Below are 18,599 nucleotides of genomic sequence, written 5' to 3' on the forward strand. Positions count from 1 at the left end.
CCTATCCTTGAGCGAGTAGCTTGGCAGTTAGTGCATTTTGCCAGCTGTATGGAAGAGCGCCGATCAAACGTAAAATGGAAGTAAATTTCTTAGGGAAATAGATGTGGTCTTTTCCTTTCGCAAGTCCATCTCTTATCTCCTGAGACGCCCGCTGTGAAGAAACCAACATGGGCATTTCAAAGGTGTTTTTGTCGGTTAGCGGAGTTTTGACAAAACCCGGGTAAATAATCGAAACATCAATACCCTGCGGCTTGAGGTCAACCTGAAGTGCTCGCGCCAAATAGCTCACTGCCGCTTTTGATGCACCATAAGCTTCCGCTCTCGGCAAGGCCAATTCACTCGCTATCGACCCGACTATGGCGAGCCGTTGTCCACGCGAAAAATACTTCTGGCAAGCCTCGATGGCGTTGGTAAGTCCAATAACGTTAATGTCGAAAACACGCTTCATAAGCAGCGCGTCGAGCTTGCCGTCATCGATGTACTCGCAGTCCCCTGCATTCAAAATCCAAAGGTCAGGAATGCTGTGTAAGGAGTTAAGAGCAATAGTCGTCGCCTCTAGGTCGGTTAGGTCAAAAGCAATAGGATGTAAATTGGTAAACGTGTCTTTAAGCTCACTTAATCGTTCTTCATCCCTACCGCAGGCATAGACCTCGAAGCCGTTATCGGCATAATCTTTTGCAAGTTGGAGCCCAATCCCCGAAGTGGCTCCCGTTATTAGAACCGTCTTCATTTGCCTAACCTTTGCTTAATCGTTTTGATTACCGAGCCGAGTAGAGGTAGGTTTTCATAGAGCATCTCACCAAGATCAAAATAGTCACGATGGTAAATGACCCGACCTTGCGAAAACTTCAGATGGCTAACACCATTGACGTACACCGCTGAGCCTTTTGATAGCTTTGGATGCTCCAGCGCCATCTGCCAGGTTAGAAAGCCGCTGTTTCCCGTTTGCTGGTGCTCAAGAATGTTGAAATCGCAGCGCGTTACTTTGCTATAAAGGGATTCGAAGTAGTTTTCTAACTCTTGCCACCCTTCTAATCTGTGCGCAGCATCTTCAAACACTACCTCGTCATGATAAACGTCAGACAACAGATGAAGATTTGATTTGTTCAACTGTTGATAAACTTCGCCTACCGTTTGTACATCCATTCAAAACACCTCTCACAAACTTGTACATAAATAATTTTTGTACAACAATCTAACCATAGGTGATTTCTGAAAGTTGTACAAATTTTAGTTTGTATAACTTGTACGTGAGGGCTTTTAAAACAGATCAAAAAAAAAAGGCCTGGTTATAAACCAAGCCTTTTCAATTAATTAGGTGTTATATCTACGAATTGCGTAGAGCGGAGATACGTTTATCTAGCGGTGGATGACTCATCAATAATTCTGTCATAGAACGTTTACCATTAATACCAAACGCCATCATTGAGCCTTCTAGTTGAGATTCGTGACTTACTTTTAGTCGCTCTAGCGCAGCTATCATTTTGTGTTTGCCAACTAGGTGAGCAGCACCTGCATCAGCATGGAACTCACGATGACGGCTGTACCACATTGTAATAAAACTCGCTAGGAAGCCAAATACCAACTCAAGCACCATGCTTACACCGAAGTAAACCATCATATTACTTCCGCCTTCTTCCTCATTGTCGTTCGATGCAACAATGTTGGCGATAAATCGCGATAAGAAGATAACGAATGTGTTCACCACGCCTTGCATCAGTGTCATTGTCACCATATCACCATTGGCGATATGACTAACTTCGTGGGCAAGCACCGCTTCTGCCTCATCACGAGTCATGTTGTGCAGTAGACCTGTAGAAACCGCAACTAAAGAATCATCTCGTTTTGCACCAGTTGCAAAGGCGTTAATGTCAGCTGAATCGTAAATAGCGACGGTAGGCATACCGATCCCTACTTGCTCAGATTGGCGACGAACTGTTTCTAGTAACCAGTGCTCTGTCTCATTACGTGGACTTTCAATCACCATTCCACCCACTGAGCGCAGAGCCATACCTTTTGACATCATCAGTGAGATAAACGACCCGCCAAAACCGAAAACGGCTGCCATTACCAACAAGCCAGACAGACTTCCAGGCTGCATCCCTGTCATTGCATAAACAATGTTCAGAACAACACTCAATACCAGAACAACAGCTAAGTTGGTTGCAAGAAATAACATTACTCGCTTCATTACTTTTCTCCAAAAAACGGAAGCATCTTATTATTGCCCTCAAGAGCAACTCTTGGGACTATTCTTTACCTAATAGATATAGTCTATCCCCTTTGATTACAAGGTTAAGAAGTAAATTGAAACATTTGATTTCTAAAAAGTAAGCTTAAGATTAACAACTGATAAATAATTGACCTGAGAAATGACTAGCAACATAACGATAAGCCTAAGATTTTCTCCTTAGACTTTGGTCGTATTGTGACTCTTACCAAACGTGCTAGATTTAGTTGAGATTAAAGAATCCATGTAATAAGGGAACGAAATCATGGTAGAAACTAACAACTATCAAATGGCTATTGATCTGTTGTGCTGCCACCTCGGTATTTCTGAAGATGAGGCAAAACAACAACTTGGGATCTCAGTAGAAGATAAAACTCAAAAGCGCATTATTGAAACACAAGGTGCGTTGATGGGCTTAAACCAAGAGATGTAAACATCACTAATATAAAAAAGGCTGCCAGTTTGGCAGCCTTTTGTTTTTTTAGCGGTTTAGAAGTGGTGAGACATCAATATATTTAGCCAAATCTTTGCGCTTCACTTTGGGTACATAGGGGATTTCACCCAGTTTTGGCGCTGCGATTTTATTCTCTAGCATTTCAATGATTTCTGCGTAATGCTCAGTACCTGGATTCACTCGGTTTGCTACCCAACCGATCACTTCCACACCATCCGCTTTAATTGCATCCAGTGTTAACATCGCGTGACTCAGGCAACCTAACTTTATACCCACCACCAAAACGACTGGGAGTTTCTCTTGCTGCACCCAGGTTGATAAACAGTCAGATTTCGAAACAGGAACACGCCATCCGCCAGCACCTTCAACAAGGACAATGTCTGAATTCTGCTTATGTAACTTTAGTTTGTCACTTAACACTGAATACTCAATGTCGATATTTTCACGAATAGCCGCAATATGAGGAGAAGCAGGAAGCTCCAACGCATATGGGTTTACATCGTCGTATGCAACGTTAACTGTTGCCGCTTCTTGTAGATACAAGGCATCTGAGTTACGAAAGCCTTGCTCTGTTTTATCGCTCCCAGCGGCTACAGGCTTGTAACCAATCGTTTTTAAATCCTTTTCTGCTAGCGCATTTAAGATTGCTTTTGAAGCAACCGTTTTTCCAACATCGGTATCCGTACCCGCAATAAAAAATGCATCAATCATAGATTAATAACCCCTAAACAGACCTGATATGTTGCAGGCAGAAGACCCTGATGATTTCGGTAAGTTTGGTATTCATGCTCGACTTTTAGCAATGCTCTACGACTTGTCAGGCTATTCGAACGGCCATCAATGTGAGTAGCGCCAATGCCTTTCAAGTCACGCATAAGAGCAAAAGCCGTCTTATACCAAACCGTGATTGGCGATAAGTCTAGTTGATGCGCATGGCATTCAGATTGCGCTAACGCAATTTTTGCCTGATTGAATGAGATAAAGTCATTCACGTGTTGATATGAGTCAATTTTTGCCCACGCCTTTTTAAGCTCTAGCAGAGAGCCATCTAGCAATGTGGATATATATGCTGACCCTTCAGGCTTCACAACTCGCTTGATCTCTCTTAGGGGCACGCTCAAATCTTCACACCACTGTAAGGCAAGGCTAGAAAAGACGCAGTCAAAGCTATCACTGTCAAATGGTAGACATTCGGCATCTCCTTGCTGATAGTAGATACCCACCTCACCACATCGAATCCTCGCTTCAGCAAGCATCTTGTCTGACAAATCGAAGCACACCACCGTCGCACCGCGCTTTAACAGCTCTTGAGCAAAGTACCCTGTACCACAACCAATATCTAAAACCGTTTGTTCTGATAGATCGCGAGGCATTTTATCTAACAGTCGATGACCAACATCACGTTGAAAAGCAGCGTGTTGGTCATAGGTATTGGCCGCACGCCCAAACGCTTCAGCTATTGCCGTTTTGTTCACCGTATCTTCTGGCTCCACAAGTACAGCTTGATTCATTTACTTATATCCCTTTCAATGCTTGCTTTAGCGTATTGGTCAACTTGATGACATGTTGCTCAGAGTGTTTAGCGGTAAGCGTGATTCTCAATCGAGCACCGCCCTGGGGTACCGTAGGTGGACGAATCGCTGTGACCCAAATTCCTTGTTGACGCAGTTCATCTGCAACTTTAAGTGCTTGTTGGGGCGAGCCCAGAACAAACGGTTTGATTGGGGTGACCGTCTCCCTATAGCCTTCAAAATCTTTCAGTTGCTCATGAAAACGATCAGCCAACTCGCCTAGCTTTTCTCTGCGCCAATCTTGCTCTTGAATCATCTGCGCGGCTTTATTAAGCGCAACCGCTTGCGAAGGAGGAATAGCTGTTGAATAGACATGGTGCTTAGCGAACTGGGTTAAGTAATCTCCCACAGAATGGCTACACAAAATCGCCGCACCCGACAGACCAAACGCTTTACCAAAGGTCACAACAAGGATGTCTGGCTGAATACCTGCGTATACACAACTCCCCTGACCTTTATCACCCAAGACACCAACGCCGTGAGCATCATCAACTGCCAACCAAGCTTTGTCTTCAATCGACATTTTGATCTCTTTCAGAGGAGAAAGATCGCCATCCATGCTAAATACGCCTTCAGTCACCACCAAAGTGCCTTGATTAAGCAAAGATGTTAAATGGGCAACGTCATTGTGCTTAAAGCGCTTCATGATGGCAGGAGATAGCGCACCCGCTTCAATCAAGGAAGCGTGATTTAGCTTATCCTGCAGCAGCAGGTCATTTTTCTTCAGTAACGAGAACAGCAGTGCTTGGTTGGCTGAGAATCCAGAACCAAACAAAACCGCTCGGTCAAACCCAAACCAACCACACAAGGTCTCTTCAAGCTTTTGGTGGGCAACAGAAAATCCAGTGACCAGTGGAGATGCACCACTACCATTACCATATAGATCTAGCCCTTCCTGCCACGCTCGGGTTAACTCCTTATCAGACGCTAACCCAAGGTAATCATTGCTGGAAAAGTTAAGATACTCGTTATCACTGTAGATAAGCTTTGGCGCGCTGCTTAGTTCGATAGCACTCAGAGATCGGCTAAGGCCCTTAGCTTGTCGATCACTAAGGGCTGAATGAATACGTTGCTCAAACACTTGCATCGTAGAATAGATCATCTTTGGTTGGTCTTGCCGCGACACGTTCTACTACGCGGTCAAGCAGAACGTTCTCTTCGATTTCATCTGGTTTTTGAGAAACCTCTTGGCTGTTAATGCCTAGTTTGTTGAATAGCTGCATATCTTTGTCTTCTGACGGGTTAGGTGTTGTCAGAAGTTTACAACCATAGAAAACTGAGTTAGCACCAGCCATAAAACATAGCGCCTGCATCTGCTCGTTCATGTTTTCTCGACCCGCAGACAAGCGAACCGCTGATTTTGGCATCATGATACGCGCGATAGCGATAAGGCGAATAAAGTCAAACGGCTCAACGTCTTCAACCTCCTCAAGTGGCGTTCCTTTCACCTTAACCAACATATTGATTGGCACACTTTCAGGGTGAGTAGGTAGGTTCGCAAGCTCAACCAGCAACCCCGCTCTGTCATTTGCGCTCTCACCCATTCCGATGATCCCACCTGAACAAATCTTCATTCCAGCATCACGTACATGAGAAAGCGTATCTAAACGATCTTGGTACGTTCGCGTGGTAATAATACTGCCGTAGAACTCTGGTGACGTATCTAAGTTGTGGTTGTAATAATCTAACCCAGCCTGTGCCAAAGAGTTCGCTTGATCTGGCGTTAGCATCCCTAAAGTCATACAGGTCTCTAAGCCCATGCCCTTCACACCTTTAATCATGTCCGTCAGATGTGGCATATCTCGCTCTTTTGGGTTTTTCCATGCAGCACCCATACAAAAGCGAGTTGATCCGGCATTCTTCGCTTTTTGAGCCGCGTCAAGAACTCGCTCAACTTCCATTAAGCGCTCTTTCTCAATGTCCGTTGTATAGCGGGCACTTTGCGGACAGTACTTACAATCTTCAGGACAAGCACCTGTTTTAATAGACAGCAGAGTACTCACTTGCACATGGTTATGTTGCTGATATTGACGATGAACCATTTGCGCTTCGAAAACTAGATCCATGAATGGCTTTTCCATAAGGCCGCGAACTTGCTCTACAGTCCAGTTATGACGTACTTCCACGTGCTTTCCTTTGATTATTGTTGGTTTGATTACTTGGCTAGTCTACTGACACGAGGTAAACTGTCAACACAACAAAAAATCAAAAGTTTACACTTGACTATATATTGACCACTTCAATTTCAGGAACTGGACATGGATCTCGCTTTCGACCGTCATCATATATGGCATCCTTACACATCAACGCTTACACCTCTGACCTGCTATCCTGTAACTTCAGCAGATGGCGTCTATTTACAACTCGAAGATGACAAACGACTGATCGATGGTATGTCTTCTTGGTGGTCAGCAATTCATGGCTACAATCATCCACATATAAATGCTGCGGCCCATGCTCAGATTGATAAAATGTCACACGTTATGTTTGGCGGAATTACGCACGAACCCGCAATCAACCTATGTAAGAAATTACTATCATTTGCGCCGAGTAACTTACAACATGTATTTCTCGCTGACTCAGGTTCCGTTGCCGTGGAAGTCAGTCTTAAAATGGCTCTTCAATACTGGCACGCTAAGGGAGAGTCTCGACCTAAGTTCTTAACACTGCGCGATGGCTATCATGGTGACACCTTTGCGGCCATGTCTGTGACCGACCCTGATAACTCGATGCACTCGCTTTATAAAGGATTTCTTCCTGAACATATTTTTGCTACCTCTCCAAAGACAGGTTATTGGCAAGAGTGGGATGAGAGTGACCTAAATGACTTTAGAGACAAAATTTCACAGCATCACAAAGAGATCGCTGCTGTAATCTTGGAACCGATCGTCCAAGGGGCCGGAGGGATGAGAATCTATCATCCGAATTTCCTCAGAGGAGTTCGAGAGCTGTGCGATCAATTTGGTGTACTGCTGATTCTCGATGAAATCGCAACCGGATTTGGCCGCACAGGCAAAATGTTTGCTTGTGAGCATGCCGATATTCAGCCAGATATATTATGTGTAGGCAAAGCACTAACCAGTGGCTATATGACGCTTTCAGCAACCCTAGCCTCCAGTGATGTCGCCAATACTGTCTGTGGTGGTGAAGCGGGCTGTTTTATGCATGGGCCAACATTTATGGGTAATCCACTGGCCTGTGCTGTCGCGACTGCGAGTATGGAGTTACTTGAGCAAAACCAGTGGCAAAAACAAACAACACAAATTGAGCAACTATTCTCAGAGCTACTGCCTAAGCTAAAAAAATATCAAATGGTTAAAGATGTTCGCTGGTTAGGCGCGATTGGTGTGGTTGAAACCACAGCAGCAGTCAATATGGAAGCGATTCAAGCTTTATTTGTTGAACAAGGCGTGTGGATACGCCCATTTGGCAGACTAATTTATATGATGCCTCCTTACATCAGCCAAGCAGAGCATATTGAAAAACTGGTTGCATCTGTAGAGCTGGCACTAAATACACCGCAATGCTTTAGCTAACCAACTTATCAATACAAACAAAATAGGCTTCCAAACGGAAGCCTATTTTCAAATCTGTTTAGATTGAGCATTACTCTTGGTCAATCACCCAGCGACGAAACGCTTTGCGCTCTTCTTTCGATGCTTTTAGATACCAAGCTTTTAGCTGCTCGACATTACTGGTCGCAACCGGCTTAGCTGGAGAGGTTGTTTCTACTTTGCTTGAAGTAGAAGTCACTGCTGCAGTCGTTGTTGCTGCAACTGCGATCGCTTGTGCTTCAACTGGCTTGTCAATTAACTGGCCGTTGTTGAAGTGAATCCCCTTAGATTGGTTGTACTCAGCTACAAGATTGTCCATCGATAAGTATGGGAATAACCCACCTTTTGATGGTAGTTTTTCTTGCGAGTAACTCAGTGGGACGTCATCTTGAACTAGTTCCCAACCTGGTTGCTCAGTTTTGAATTCTTTTGTCGCTGTTTGCGCGCTGCTGACTGGTGGGTTCTCAATTTTAATTTCCTCACCGTTTACTATAAATGATAGAACGTAAGGATCTGACGTAAATACCTTTGCAGAGTTACCTCGACCTAAAGTTTTGTCCATTCTAACAACGAGTTGAACATCCCCATTTGGAATTTCTTGCGTGCCAATTTTCGATTCCGATTTTTGACCATTGATATAAAGAACTGATAGCCCTTGCTCAGGCATTAATGTTGCTGCACTGACAGAAAATGCGCCGAAAGTACATAATACTAGCATCCATTTTTTCATGATATTACTCTGTGTTCCCGCTTTAGTTATCAGTCAATTTTAGCAAGGCAATTCATCTGTGAAAAGCAATAAACTATTGTTAATCAAATAAAAAAGCCACTCTCAATGAGTGGCTTCGTATTCCAATTAAAATTATTCAATTAGAATGTAGCTTTAACACCGATACCGTAACCTAGGTCAGAGTTAGCTTTATCGTTGTCACCAATCTCTACATATACTGTAGTGTTTGGTGCAATACCGTAACCTGCGTTTAGGAACCACTGACCGAAGTCTTCAGCTTTAGCGTACGTTACAGCATCTTTAGCATCGTTCAATGTACCGATTGTGTAGTTGTCGCTGTAATCAGTGTGGCTATAACCACCTGCGAAGTTCCACTTGTCCCACGTGTAATCCGCAGCAAAAGCAATTGTATCTACATCTGTTGAACCGCCAGTGCGGAAGTCAGTGTCTACCGTGTAGTAACCAAGTTCTAGGTTTAGATTCTCAACACCTGCATAACGTACTTCTAGAGCCATTAGAGTTTCGTCTTTGTCTAGAGTTACTACGTTGTTAAGAACTTTACCTTTAAGCTCTGCATCAGCAACGAAAGCAGTGAAGTCGAAGTCAGCTACACGGTAGCCGAGTTTAACGTCAAAATAGTGACCGTCTTTACCAATAGCTTGTGCTTCGTGCTTGTCTTGAATAAGACCTAGACCCATGTAGAAAGAGCCAGTATCTAGATCGTAACGAATTGCCTCTTCACCACCAAAGTTAGAATCGTTAAAGAACGAGTTAACACCAAATAGGTAATCGTTACCAATGCCAGCATCATCCATTTGAGTATCTAGCTTACCGATTTTCAAATCACCATAGCTAGTGTGGTAGAAACCAACGTATACGTTACCAACTGAAGTTTTGTCGTTGGCACGGTCGCTGTTGTCACCAGAGAACTCTAAGAAAGCACCAACTTGTAGGTCATCGTTTACTGCGTAACGAGTGTCGAAGCCGAAGTCTGCATCATCGATTTCTTGCTTAGTGTTTTGATCTTTGCCGATGTCCTTTTTGTAACGAACTTCTACGTCACCAGTCATGTTAACTGTAACACCATCTTGGTTATAAAGTTCGATAGCTTGAGCAGACGTCGCTGCCATAAGTACTGAAAGAGCTACTAGAGTCTTTTTCATAATAATCCACTGCCTTTTCTATAGAATGGGAATTCCTTGTCCGGTTCCCTTTATGTTTTTTGATGATGACTCCAATCTCTTAATGGTCGGATATCATCGCCACTTAATTTCGGGGTCTAGATTGCAAAAGATTATGCGACGTGTCAAATGTTCTAAAACGCCAACATAAAAAAACATAAAACCAATGTAAAACAACAGCTTGTATATTTTTAGGCTCAAAATTCGAGCGACTTCATAGATTAATGACGAGTCTATCAGCTCCTTTAATTTAGCTCGGCTTTAGATTTTTATACCATACAAGTCTTATCCATAAGCCACCCACAGCATTATCAACTGTTAAACCAAAAGCTTTGGCGTGATATATTTTTTACATTTAGAATTAATTGTAAGTACCTGAAGGTTCAGTTTTTTTTTGTGAACAAGATCCACATTTGGTCAATTGGGATTCTATTTCGTGAACTAAGTAGTACTTAGAGAACTGTGCTATGATGCGGCACCCGCTATATAGGTCACAGTATGACAACCAGTAAAATCCAACAATCCATTCGCACAAGTTATCAAAACTTGCAGTCACAGCTCGAAAACTTTGTACCTCGTCGAGCGCAAAACTATCTTGTTGCTGAGATAGCCAAAACATTGTGTGGTGAATATCACAAATCGACTCGAGTGATTGTGGCTGAAGCAGGGACTGGAATCGGCAAATCTCTATCTTATTTAATGGCAACTATTCCTGTTGCTGTACTCAACAACCGTAAGGTCGTTATTTCAACCGCCACCGTGGCACTTCAAGAGCAGCTCGTTGGAAAAGACCTTCCTCTATATAGAAGGCTCACTGACCGAGAGTTTTCCTTTATCTTAGCAAAAGGGCGCCAACGCTATTGTTGTGCTGAAAAACTGGCATCTGCGAGCGGGGTTGATGGTGGTCAATTAGCTATGTTCGAGTCCAAGCCAAAGAAAAAAGATATAGAGCAGCTTGAGACGATGTATAAGTCGCTAGCTCAAGGAAAATGGGATGGCGACCGTGACAGTTGGCCAAAACCAATCAAAGATGAAATTTGGCAGATGATAGTCAGCGACAAGCATAGCTGTAATCTGAGTCTGCCCGCACACAGAGACTGCCCTTTCCAAAAGGCTCGTTCTGAACTTGATAAAGCCGATGTCATCATTGCTAACCATAGTTTAGTCATGGCCGACGCCGATCTTGGCGGCGGCGTGATTCTTCCCGAACCTGAGAATACCATCTACGTGTTTGATGAGGCGCACCACCTACCACATGTAGCACGCGATCACTCCTCTGCCGCTGCTGGCCTAAAAGGTGCGGCAAGTTGGCTGGAAAGGCTGAATCAATCAGTAACTAAATTTGCCAATATGGCTGATGAAAAGAGAGTTGCTCGATTTAGGAATGAATTACAAGACTCTGTGCAGCAGTTAATTCCTTCGCTCAACCAACTGGCGACTCGTTTTGAACCTGCCCATTTCGAAGAAAAAATTTACCGCTTCGAGAAAGGCGAGCTACCCAACTGGCTGGAAGAGGAAGCTAAGGAGCTGAAAAAGCTGTCGCAAAAAGGCGCTCAAGCCGTGGCGAAAGTGGCGGATCTGATTTCAGAGCGAGTAAAAGATGGCGAACTCACCAATCGATTAGCGGAACCTGCTCTAGCTGAACTCGGCTTTTATATCCAACGTATGGACAACCTTGCTCAAGTCTGGAATTTAATGGCTGAACCATTGCGAGAAAAAGGCGCTCCGCTAGCAAGATGGTTGGAAGTCAGCCCAGATCGTGAAGGTGACTTCATTGTTAATGTTTCTCCACTCGAAGTCGGTTGGCAGCTAGACCAACAGCTATGGAGTCGTTGCGTCGGCGCGGTATTAACTTCCGCTACTTTACGTGCATTAAACTCATTTAGCTTCTTTTGCCGCCAGTCTGGCGTGAGCGAGAGGCCAGATGATGGGGTGAGATTCCTTGCCCTCGCCTCCCCATTCGATTATCAGAATCAGGCGGAACTGCATATACCAAAAATGGATTGCGAACCTTCCGCGCCACAATTTACAGACCACTTAATAGAAAAGCTCCCTAACCTGATTGAGAGCAATAAGGCAAACTTGGTACTCTTCTCTTCTTACTGGCAAATGAATCAAGTCGCTGACGCACTCTCAACAGATTTTGTAAAAAGAGGCTGGTCGCTACAGGTACAAGGGCAAGAGTCTCGTTCGGCGATGCTAAAAAAACATAAAACCTTGGTTCAGTGCCAGAAAACAAGCGTGTTATTTGGTACAGGAAGCTTTTCCGAAGGCTTAGATTTACCAGGTGAACTATTAGAAAATCTGATTATCACCAAGATACCTTTCGCTGTGCCAACTTCGCCTGTTGAACAAGCTCATGCCGAATACATCGAAAGTCGTGGTGGTAATCCTTTTATGCAAATTGCAGTACCAGAAGCAAGCAAAAAATTGATTCAGTCAGTCGGGCGTTTGCTGCGTAAAGAGCGCGATTCTGGTAAAGTCATCATCCTTGATCGAAGAGTAGTGACTAAACGTTACGGCAGCGCTTTACTAGACTCATTACCTCCGTTTAAACGCATTATTGAATGATAGAGGTCTATAGACCTGCCCCTACTCTATATATAAAGAAGAATAACTATATGGAACTTTTTGAGCCAACCATGCTGTTGGTGTTGGCACTTGTCGCTTTTTTGGCTGGTTTTATCGACGCAGTTGCAGGTGGTGGCGGTATGCTTACTGTACCAGCGCTGCTGTCTTTGGGATTGCCTCCTCATATTGCGCTTGGTACCAACAAACTTGCCGCGACCTTTGCCTCATCAACGGCAGCATTTACTTACTACCGTAAAAAGCTATTTAAGCCACAATGTTGGTTGCGTGCTTTCGTCGCTACTTTGGTTGGCGCCATCCTTGGTACTTTATTTGTCGATCTCATCAGTACCCAGTGGCTCGAAAAAATATTGCCACTGATCATTCTTGCTGCGGCGATCTATACCATCTGGCACAAAACGCCGAGCAACGTGAATAACGAATCTCCACAGCCTTGTCCGGTATTAAATAAGAAGCAGTATGCTCAGGGTTTAACACTTGGGTTTTATGATGGTGTAGCAGGTCCCGGTACGGGTGCGTTTTGGACGGTAAGTTCAATGGCACTATATCGGCTCAACATTTTGCTCGCCTCTGGTTTGGCAAAGGCGATGAACTTCACCAGTAACTTTACCTCTTTGGTGACCTTCGCGATACTTGGACATATCGATTGGGTCCTCGGCCTGACTATGGGTGTATGCTTAATGGCAGGCGCTTTTGTTGGTGCGCACTCTGCAATTCGATTCGGCGCCAAGTTCATTCGCCCTGTGTTTGTTACCGTAGTAAGCATTCTCGCGGTCAAACTCGCTTACGAAGCTTGGTTTGTGAACCTTTAGGCAGTACTTATGAGTAAAGTTAAGCAGCTACAATCGACCCTAGAGCAACTCGCCATCAACGCGGCGGCTTTGGATCGTCAGCGTGGTGAGCACCACTTGGCGCTTTTCGATGAACGGCTTTTCAAGTGTAAAGCCAAGCTTTTAGTGCCTTGTGTCAAAGAAACCCAGTCAACGCTAGAGAGCATTATTCGAGAAGAAGACGCTGGTAAGCTAACCGCTATGCGTGCAGAGTATCTTACCGAGCGTTTGCTCGCGCAAGTCGGAGCGATACAACGTGAACTGGCGACCACTAAGATTCGCAAACACGAGCCGAAACATAGCAGCTACTTCAGAAAACCCATCAACGAGCTATATCAACACCTTTCTCAGCATCAAGAGTGGGAACGTCGTTTAGTGGAAATGGTGCGAGATAAGGAACTTGCACTCCAGTACGCACCACCTTTCCAGCAACAATCAGCTCAGCAAGCCCTTATGGCAACCGAGCAAAGGCTTAAGCGCTGCCAAGAAGCAAAGCTCAAGATAGAAAAACAAATTACCTACAGAGAGAGAAACCCGTAATGCCTTCATCGAACTCAGGATTAGATAATGCACCAGATGAGGTCAAACTTGCCGTCGATCTTATTTACCTACTGGAAAGCAATCAAGTCGATCCAAAAGTTGCACTCGAAGCCATTAAGATAGTAAAAGCAGATTTAGAGAGTAAGCTGGAGAACTCATGTACCAGCTAAGTTTTGATCTCAACCTTTTCCTTGCGGAGCACTGGCATAAAAAGCCGACTGTCATTAAAGGTGGTTTCGCGAATTTCATCGATCCTATTTCCCCAGATGAGTTAGCAGGTCTATCGATGGAGGAAGAGATTGACTCACGCTTTATCACCAATAAAGACAACAACTGGACAGCCAAACACGGTCCATTTTCTCAATCTCATTTCGAATCTCTTGAAGAGTCACACTGGCAATTAGTGGTTCAGGCCTGCAACCATTGGCACTTAGGATCCGCTGAGCTTATTGAGCCGTTTAAACAATTACCTAACTGGCTGTTTGATGACTTAATGGTATGCTTCTCGGCACCTAAAGGGGGCGTAGGTCCACATATCGACCAATATGACGTGTTTATCATCCAAGGAAGCGGTAAACGTCATTGGCGAGTTGGAGATAAAGACATTGGCCAGTACAAAGAATCCATTCAAGCTGGCGCACTAAGACAAATTGAAGGCTTTGATGCAATTATTGACGAGATTCTTGAGCCTGGCGATATTCTTTATATCCCACCGGGCTTTCCTCATGAAGGTGATACGCTTGAGCCAAGTATGAGTTACTCTATTGGCTATCGTTCTCCAAAAGAGCAAGAACTACTGAGCAACTTTGCAGACTACGTACTAACTCATGACATGGGAGATGTTCACTTGCATAACCCGCAGCTACGTAGTCAAGCACACTACGGTGAGATCCTATCTTCTGATACAGACTTACTTATCGACATGCTCAGATCCGCTTTAAACTCAAGCAGCGATATTAAGCAATTTTTGGGATCGATGCTCAGCCAGTCACGCCACCAGCTTGATATTGTCGAACCCGAAGCTCAATTGAGGCCATCAGAAGTTTTTGAACACTTGAATACGTTAGGCACATTGCGCAAAGTTTCAGGCATTCGAGCACTCTATCACCAAGAAGCAACAGACAAAATCTATATCAATGGCGACACGTTTGATGTGAGTGAAGAGTGGCTAGTTGATGCGTTGTGCAATCACGAAGCGATCAATGTTCAGTCTTTCGCTGAAGTGAGCGATGAGCAAACCATTATGCTGCTGACTGACATAGTGAACAAAGGATACTGGTACCTCGACTAAGCGAAATTTTTCGACAATAAAAAGGGCTTCGCGATTACGAAGCCCTTTTTGCTTTCCGCTAGTCATCTAAATCCGATTAGACCTTAAACTGATTAACCAATTGCTGCTGCTTGTCAGATAAATCAGCGATTTGCGAACTTACCATCTCGGACTCTTCTGCTTGGCTTAGTATTTGAGCACTTAAATCACGGATGTTAGTCACGCTTTGGTTTACTTCTGCCGATACCGATTGCTGCTCTTCTGCTGCTTTAACAATCTGCGAGTTCATATCGTTGATCGACGCAATGGCTGTAAAGATCTGGTTCAACTCTTTGGCGGCATTTTGCACTTGTGTAGCTGAATCATTCGCTAGATCATTACCATCTTGAATCGCCTGAACGACATCTCGGGTGCCATTTTGCACATTTTCAATCACCTGCCTAATTTCACCGACCGATTCTTGCGTTCGACTAGCTAGGTTTCGCACCTCATCCGCGACAACTGCAAAGCCGCGTCCTTGCTCACCTGCCCTCGCAGCTTCAATAGCGGCATTGAGCGCAAGTAAGTTAGTTTGCTCTGAAATACCTTCAATAACTGACAAGATCTCTGTGATATTGGCATTATTGTTGGCGAGCTCTTCAACAACAGGAACAGCCGCAGTCATACGCTCCACCAAACGCATCATTTCTTGTTGAGATTTCTCAACCACTGATTGCCCACTTACCGCTGCCTCATTCGCTTTTTCTGCCTCTCTGACTGCAATTTCGGCATTTTGAACCACTAACCCTGCCGTTTGAGTCATCTCTTCTGAAGCCGTTGCAACCAAATCAACTTCTTTAAACTGCGAGTCGCTACTGGTGCGAGTTTGCTGCGCAGCGATCCGGGATTGCTGAGTGGTTGTACCTACCTGGATAGTCGTATCGACCACTTCACTGATGATAGATTGCAGCTTATCTAAGAAGCTATTGAAGCCTATCGCGAGCTGGCCAATTTCGTCTTGTGATTTCACCTCTAAGCGTTGAGTTAAGTCTCCTTCTCCTGAGGCGATATCGTCTAGTCGAGTAACAACTTCTCGAATCGGTTTCACTAAGCGTGATGCAGAGAAAGCAATCGTCGCAAGCCCTAGCAATACCAAAACAATACCTGCGACAAGCTCAGTAGTAACGCTAGATTCTACTTGCTGACTGATAATTGCATCTAACGCTTCAGCATCTGCAAGCACACTAGAGCGAGGTAGATCAAATAGCACACCCCAAGTCTGATTCGCGACCATAATTGGCGCAAAAACATTAAGCCACTGGCCGTCTTCACTCCACTGTGTCTGAACAGATTGCCCAAACAATAGGTCAGTTAACTTATCCGGAGAAACAATATCACTCACAAATGGCTGGCCGACCGAACTAGATGGATTATCACTGGCGATCAATGAACCATCCAAACTGATCAGATTGACGTTACCACTACCGGAGAACAGCTGTTGATCAGAGTTAACGGCAATCTCTGACAGACCATCTAATCGCAGGTCGATGCCAAAGAAACCAATTGTTGTATCATCAATCAAGAGTGGAATTGAAATTGAACTGGTTAAGAAAGCACCGCCATCTTGGGTTACAAACCTTGGAGTAGTAATACAAGTTTCACCCGAAGCTAGTGGACAATAAAAACGTTCGCTATTTGTTGCGTCATCAAGTAATGCTTCAGATAAAACACTTGAAACAATGTTCTCACCGTTTTGCGCTGTCATCCAGTACGGAGCAAAACGACCTCTTTCATTGGATCCAACATACTCAGCGTCAACGTAGTTACTGTCTTCATTATCCAACATCTCAGGCTTAAAGACTAAGTACGCACCTTGAACACTGTCAAAATCAACCACTGCTCGACGAACCATCTCATCAAGTGCAGTCCTTAGCTCCTCACTATCTCCAAAATTTTCTTCACTTAGATTCTTTTGAAACATCACACTAGAGGCAAGCATCTCGGCTCGATATAGGGCTTCATTGAGAAACTCTGAAACCTGCGTGGCATTAAGCAATGCGCGCGTTTCAACGATCTGCTCTGACTTGTCGATTACAGATTCTGAACTTTGCTGTTTAATTTGATGTTGATTAGAAATTGCGTTGTAAACGGAAAAACCAATCAAAGAAAGAGAAGTCACAAGCAGGCAGAACCCTGCTAGAAGCGTAATTTTCCACTGCACTGATAACGTTCGCATAGTACGTCCTTTTAGCAAACTCGGTGTTTTAAATAGAGATAAGTATCAATGGAATTACACCACAAACATAGTAGATATCAATCTAAAGTTTAAAAAAATGTTAATAACTGCTAAGTGGGTTCATCGCCTTCGCTGCAACTGAAAATTGATGCTAGTATTGGCTTACAAAAATTCGAACAGCCACAAGCAAGGAACTGAAATGAAAGTTATTTCATTCAATATCAACGGTCTTCGTGCCCGCCTGCATCAATTACAAGCCGTGATCGATAAGCACCAACCGGATGTTATCGGCCTGCAAGAAATCAAAGTGCACGACGAAGCATTCCCCTTAGAAGATGTTGAAGCTATGGGTTACAAGGTCTACTTCCACGGGCAAAAAGCGCACTACGGTGTTGCCATGCTGTGTAAGAAAGAGCCTATCTCAGTTCAAAAAGGTTTCCCTACCGATAATGAAGATCATCAAAAGCGTATGATCATGGTGACGTTAGAAGATGATAACGGTGAAAAAGTCACGGTACTGAATGGCTACTTCCCACAAGGCGATAACATCAGCCACGAGACCAAGTTTCCATATAAGCGTCAGTTCTACAAAGATCTGATGACTTATCTCAATGATCACCACAACAACGATGAACAGCTTATCGTTATGGGTGACATTAACATCAGCCCAATTGATGCAGACATCGGCATTGGTGAACCAAACCGTAAGCGTTGGCTAAAAACTGGTAAGTGTTCGTTCCAACCAGAAGAGCGTGAATGGTTGCAGACACTATTAGACTGGGGTTTTGTTGATACCTTCCGTCAAATTCACCCAGATGTAAACGATCGTTTCTCGTGGTTTGATTACCGCTCCAAAGGGTTCCCAGATAACCGCGGTCTACGTATCGATGTGGTTCTCGCCACACCGAAGCTTGCCGAGAAATGTATCGAATCAGATGTTGACTACGAATTACGTGGTATCGAAAAGCCTTCTGATCACGCACCGATTTGGTCGACGTTTAAGTAAAAAACTGGACAAAATCAAAGGGTTGACACATTGTGTCAACCCTTTATTTTTGATGTCATCCCCGAGAGGGAGGCACGACCGAGTCGGGGATCTCTTGAAGCAAGTAGATAACTGATTAAGATTCCCTACTCCTTCCTTCGTCAGTCTATGGAATGACGCCGCTTACAAACTATATCACAGCAATGTTAGTCGCCCTAATATCACAGGGTTTAACAATATATTGCTGTAGCTAATGCCGTTGAAATTTGCTGTTTCTAGTGCCCCTCCTTGTTGTATCTTATGCCGAGCACTTTATTTTCCCTAAATAAGTTACAGCTGCTTTAGTAGTTTTTCTGTCTTCCCCATTTCAACCAAAAAATCTTGTTGATAGTTACGGCTTTGTTGCTTAAATCGATGGAACTAAATCAAGAAGCTACGATCTGATCGGCT

18 protein-coding genes are annotated in these 18,599 nt (G+C 44.1%); 8 read left to right on the forward strand and 10 right to left on the reverse strand.

Annotated elements, in window-relative coordinates:
- Position 1 precedes the first annotated feature (1 nt).
- The 3 genes from APB76_RS03820 to htpX all read right to left on the reverse strand — a co-directional run bounded on the left by APB76_RS03820 (position 2) and on the right by htpX (position 2,191).
- Positions 2–730, reverse strand: a complete 729-nt coding sequence (locus APB76_RS03820) for an SDR family NAD(P)-dependent oxidoreductase (protein ID WP_054963091.1) — start codon at positions 728–730, stop codon at positions 2–4.
- Positions 727–1,146: a nuclear transport factor 2 family protein gene (locus APB76_RS03825; RefSeq protein ID WP_054963090.1), complete on the reverse strand. Its 420-nt coding sequence runs from the start codon at positions 1,144–1,146 to the stop codon at positions 727–729. The genes APB76_RS03820 and APB76_RS03825 overlap by 4 nt, the downstream gene beginning before the upstream one ends.
- Positions 1,147–1,327: 181 nt before the next feature.
- Positions 1,328–2,191 (reverse strand): protease HtpX, encoded by an 864-nt coding sequence (gene htpX / locus APB76_RS03830; RefSeq protein ID WP_054963089.1) that lies wholly within the window; start codon positions 2,189–2,191, stop codon positions 1,328–1,330.
- 304 nt (positions 2,192–2,495) lie between these two features.
- On the opposite strand from htpX, the gene APB76_RS22890 reads away from it, so the two are divergent.
- Positions 2,496–2,663: a hypothetical protein gene (locus tag APB76_RS22890; protein ID WP_150115042.1), complete on the forward strand. Its 168-nt coding sequence runs from the start codon at positions 2,496–2,498 to the stop codon at positions 2,661–2,663.
- A gap of 48 nt (positions 2,664–2,711) precedes the next feature.
- On the opposite strand, the gene bioD is transcribed toward APB76_RS22890, so the two are convergent.
- Genes bioD through bioB form a run of 4 tightly spaced genes read right to left on the reverse strand, consistent with a single transcriptional unit; the run spans position 2,712 to position 6,381 of the window.
- Complete coding sequence (gene bioD, locus APB76_RS03835) at positions 2,712–3,395, reverse strand: dethiobiotin synthase (protein ID WP_054963088.1); 684 nt, start codon at positions 3,393–3,395, stop codon at positions 2,712–2,714.
- A complete protein-coding gene (gene bioC, locus APB76_RS03840; RefSeq protein ID WP_054963087.1) occupies positions 3,392–4,195 on the reverse strand; it encodes a malonyl-ACP O-methyltransferase BioC in 804 nt (267 codons plus the stop codon). Before bioC ends, bioD begins: the two co-directional genes overlap by 4 nt.
- Before the next feature lie 4 nt (positions 4,196–4,199).
- Entirely contained in the window at positions 4,200–5,342 is a 1,143-nt protein-coding gene (gene bioF, locus APB76_RS03845) for an 8-amino-7-oxononanoate synthase (protein ID WP_054963086.1), read from the reverse strand.
- The gene (gene bioB / locus APB76_RS03850; RefSeq protein ID WP_054963085.1) at positions 5,329–6,381 is read right to left on the reverse strand and encodes a biotin synthase BioB; all 1,053 of its coding nucleotides are present in this window, start codon (positions 6,379–6,381) and stop codon (positions 5,329–5,331) included. The genes bioF and bioB overlap by 14 nt, the downstream gene beginning before the upstream one ends.
- A gap of 132 nt (positions 6,382–6,513) precedes the next feature.
- Between bioB and bioA the strand changes: the two genes are divergently transcribed.
- Entirely contained in the window at positions 6,514–7,791 is a 1,278-nt protein-coding gene (gene bioA, locus APB76_RS03855) for an adenosylmethionine--8-amino-7-oxononanoate transaminase (RefSeq protein ID WP_054963084.1), read from the forward strand.
- Between the two features lie 70 nt (positions 7,792–7,861).
- Here the strand turns inward: bioA and APB76_RS03860 are convergent, their stop codons facing one another.
- Both APB76_RS03860 and APB76_RS03865 read right to left on the reverse strand, forming a co-directional pair.
- Positions 7,862–8,539 (reverse strand): YccT family protein, encoded by a 678-nt coding sequence (locus APB76_RS03860; RefSeq protein ID WP_054963083.1) that lies wholly within the window; start codon positions 8,537–8,539, stop codon positions 7,862–7,864.
- A 140-nt stretch (positions 8,540–8,679) separates the two neighbouring features.
- Positions 8,680–9,702, reverse strand: a complete 1,023-nt coding sequence (locus tag APB76_RS03865; RefSeq protein WP_054963082.1) for a porin — start codon at positions 9,700–9,702, stop codon at positions 8,680–8,682.
- A gap of 516 nt (positions 9,703–10,218) precedes the next feature.
- On the opposite strand from APB76_RS03865, the gene dinG reads away from it, so the two are divergent.
- From dinG to APB76_RS03890, 5 genes are read left to right on the forward strand one after another with little or no spacing between them, the layout of a single operon-like run.
- Positions 10,219–12,291, forward strand: coding sequence for an ATP-dependent DNA helicase DinG (gene dinG / locus APB76_RS03870; protein WP_054963081.1), 2,073 nt, complete (start codon positions 10,219–10,221; stop codon positions 12,289–12,291).
- A 50-nt stretch (positions 12,292–12,341) separates the two neighbouring features.
- On the forward strand, positions 12,342–13,121 hold the full coding sequence (locus APB76_RS03875; RefSeq protein ID WP_054963080.1) for a sulfite exporter TauE/SafE family protein: 780 nt from the start codon (positions 12,342–12,344) through the stop codon (positions 13,119–13,121).
- 9 nt (positions 13,122–13,130) lie between these two features.
- Positions 13,131–13,679 carry a primosomal replication protein gene (locus tag APB76_RS03880; RefSeq protein ID WP_054963079.1) on the forward strand — a complete coding sequence of 183 codons (549 nt, stop codon included), beginning with the start codon at positions 13,131–13,133 and terminating at the stop codon, positions 13,677–13,679.
- Positions 13,679–13,849, forward strand: a complete 171-nt coding sequence (gene rsmS, locus APB76_RS03885) for a pleiotropic regulatory protein RsmS (protein WP_049846891.1) — start codon at positions 13,679–13,681, stop codon at positions 13,847–13,849. The genes APB76_RS03880 and rsmS overlap by 1 nt, the downstream gene beginning before the upstream one ends.
- Entirely contained in the window at positions 13,837–14,970 is a 1,134-nt protein-coding gene (locus APB76_RS03890) for a cupin domain-containing protein (RefSeq protein ID WP_054963078.1), read from the forward strand. The genes rsmS and APB76_RS03890 overlap by 13 nt, the downstream gene beginning before the upstream one ends.
- Before the next feature lie 76 nt (positions 14,971–15,046).
- On the opposite strand, the gene APB76_RS03895 is transcribed toward APB76_RS03890, so the two are convergent.
- The gene (locus APB76_RS03895; RefSeq protein ID WP_054963077.1) at positions 15,047–17,164 is read right to left on the reverse strand and encodes a methyl-accepting chemotaxis protein; all 2,118 of its coding nucleotides are present in this window, start codon (positions 17,162–17,164) and stop codon (positions 15,047–15,049) included.
- A 199-nt stretch (positions 17,165–17,363) separates the two neighbouring features.
- Here APB76_RS03895 and xthA point away from each other — a divergent pair, with 199 nt between their 5' ends.
- Positions 17,364–18,170, forward strand: a complete 807-nt coding sequence (gene xthA, locus APB76_RS03900; RefSeq protein WP_054963076.1) for an exodeoxyribonuclease III — start codon at positions 17,364–17,366, stop codon at positions 18,168–18,170.
- Positions 18,171–18,599 lie beyond the last annotated feature (429 nt).

Origin of the sequence: Vibrio bivalvicida (assembly GCF_001399455.2) — a bacterium.
Classification (GTDB): Bacteria; Pseudomonadota; Gammaproteobacteria; order Enterobacterales; family Vibrionaceae; genus Vibrio; species Vibrio bivalvicida.

Coding starts and splice junctions, on each gene's coding strand:
- xthA (WP_054963076.1), top strand. CDS start 17,364: ATGAAAGTTATTTCATTCAATATCAACGGTCTTCGTGCCCGCCTGCAT.
- rsmS (WP_049846891.1), top strand. CDS start 13,679: ATGCCTTCATCGAACTCAGGATTAGATAATGCACCAGATGAGGTCAAA.
- bioC (WP_054963087.1), bottom strand. CDS start 4,195: ATGAATCAAGCTGTACTTGTGGAGCCAGAAGATACGGTGAACAAAACG.
- APB76_RS03890 (WP_054963078.1), top strand. CDS start 13,837: ATGTACCAGCTAAGTTTTGATCTCAACCTTTTCCTTGCGGAGCACTGG.
- bioA (WP_054963084.1), top strand. CDS start 6,514: ATGGATCTCGCTTTCGACCGTCATCATATATGGCATCCTTACACATCA.
- htpX (WP_054963089.1), bottom strand. CDS start 2,191: ATGAAGCGAGTAATGTTATTTCTTGCAACCAACTTAGCTGTTGTTCTG.
- APB76_RS03865 (WP_054963082.1), bottom strand. CDS start 9,702: ATGAAAAAGACTCTAGTAGCTCTTTCAGTACTTATGGCAGCGACGTCT.
- bioF (WP_054963086.1), bottom strand. CDS start 5,342: ATGCAAGTGTTTGAGCAACGTATTCATTCAGCCCTTAGTGATCGACAA.
- APB76_RS03895 (WP_054963077.1), bottom strand. CDS start 17,164: ATGCGAACGTTATCAGTGCAGTGGAAAATTACGCTTCTAGCAGGGTTC.
- APB76_RS03860 (WP_054963083.1), bottom strand. CDS start 8,539: ATGAAAAAATGGATGCTAGTATTATGTACTTTCGGCGCATTTTCTGTC.
- APB76_RS03820 (WP_054963091.1), bottom strand. CDS start 730: ATGAAGACGGTTCTAATAACGGGAGCCACTTCGGGGATTGGGCTCCAA.
- APB76_RS03880 (WP_054963079.1), top strand. CDS start 13,131: ATGAGTAAAGTTAAGCAGCTACAATCGACCCTAGAGCAACTCGCCATC.
- bioD (WP_054963088.1), bottom strand. CDS start 3,395: ATGATTGATGCATTTTTTATTGCGGGTACGGATACCGATGTTGGAAAA.
- APB76_RS03825 (WP_054963090.1), bottom strand. CDS start 1,146: ATGGATGTACAAACGGTAGGCGAAGTTTATCAACAGTTGAACAAATCA.
- APB76_RS03875 (WP_054963080.1), top strand. CDS start 12,342: ATGGAACTTTTTGAGCCAACCATGCTGTTGGTGTTGGCACTTGTCGCT.
- dinG (WP_054963081.1), top strand. CDS start 10,219: ATGACAACCAGTAAAATCCAACAATCCATTCGCACAAGTTATCAAAAC.
- APB76_RS22890 (WP_150115042.1), top strand. CDS start 2,496: ATGGTAGAAACTAACAACTATCAAATGGCTATTGATCTGTTGTGCTGC.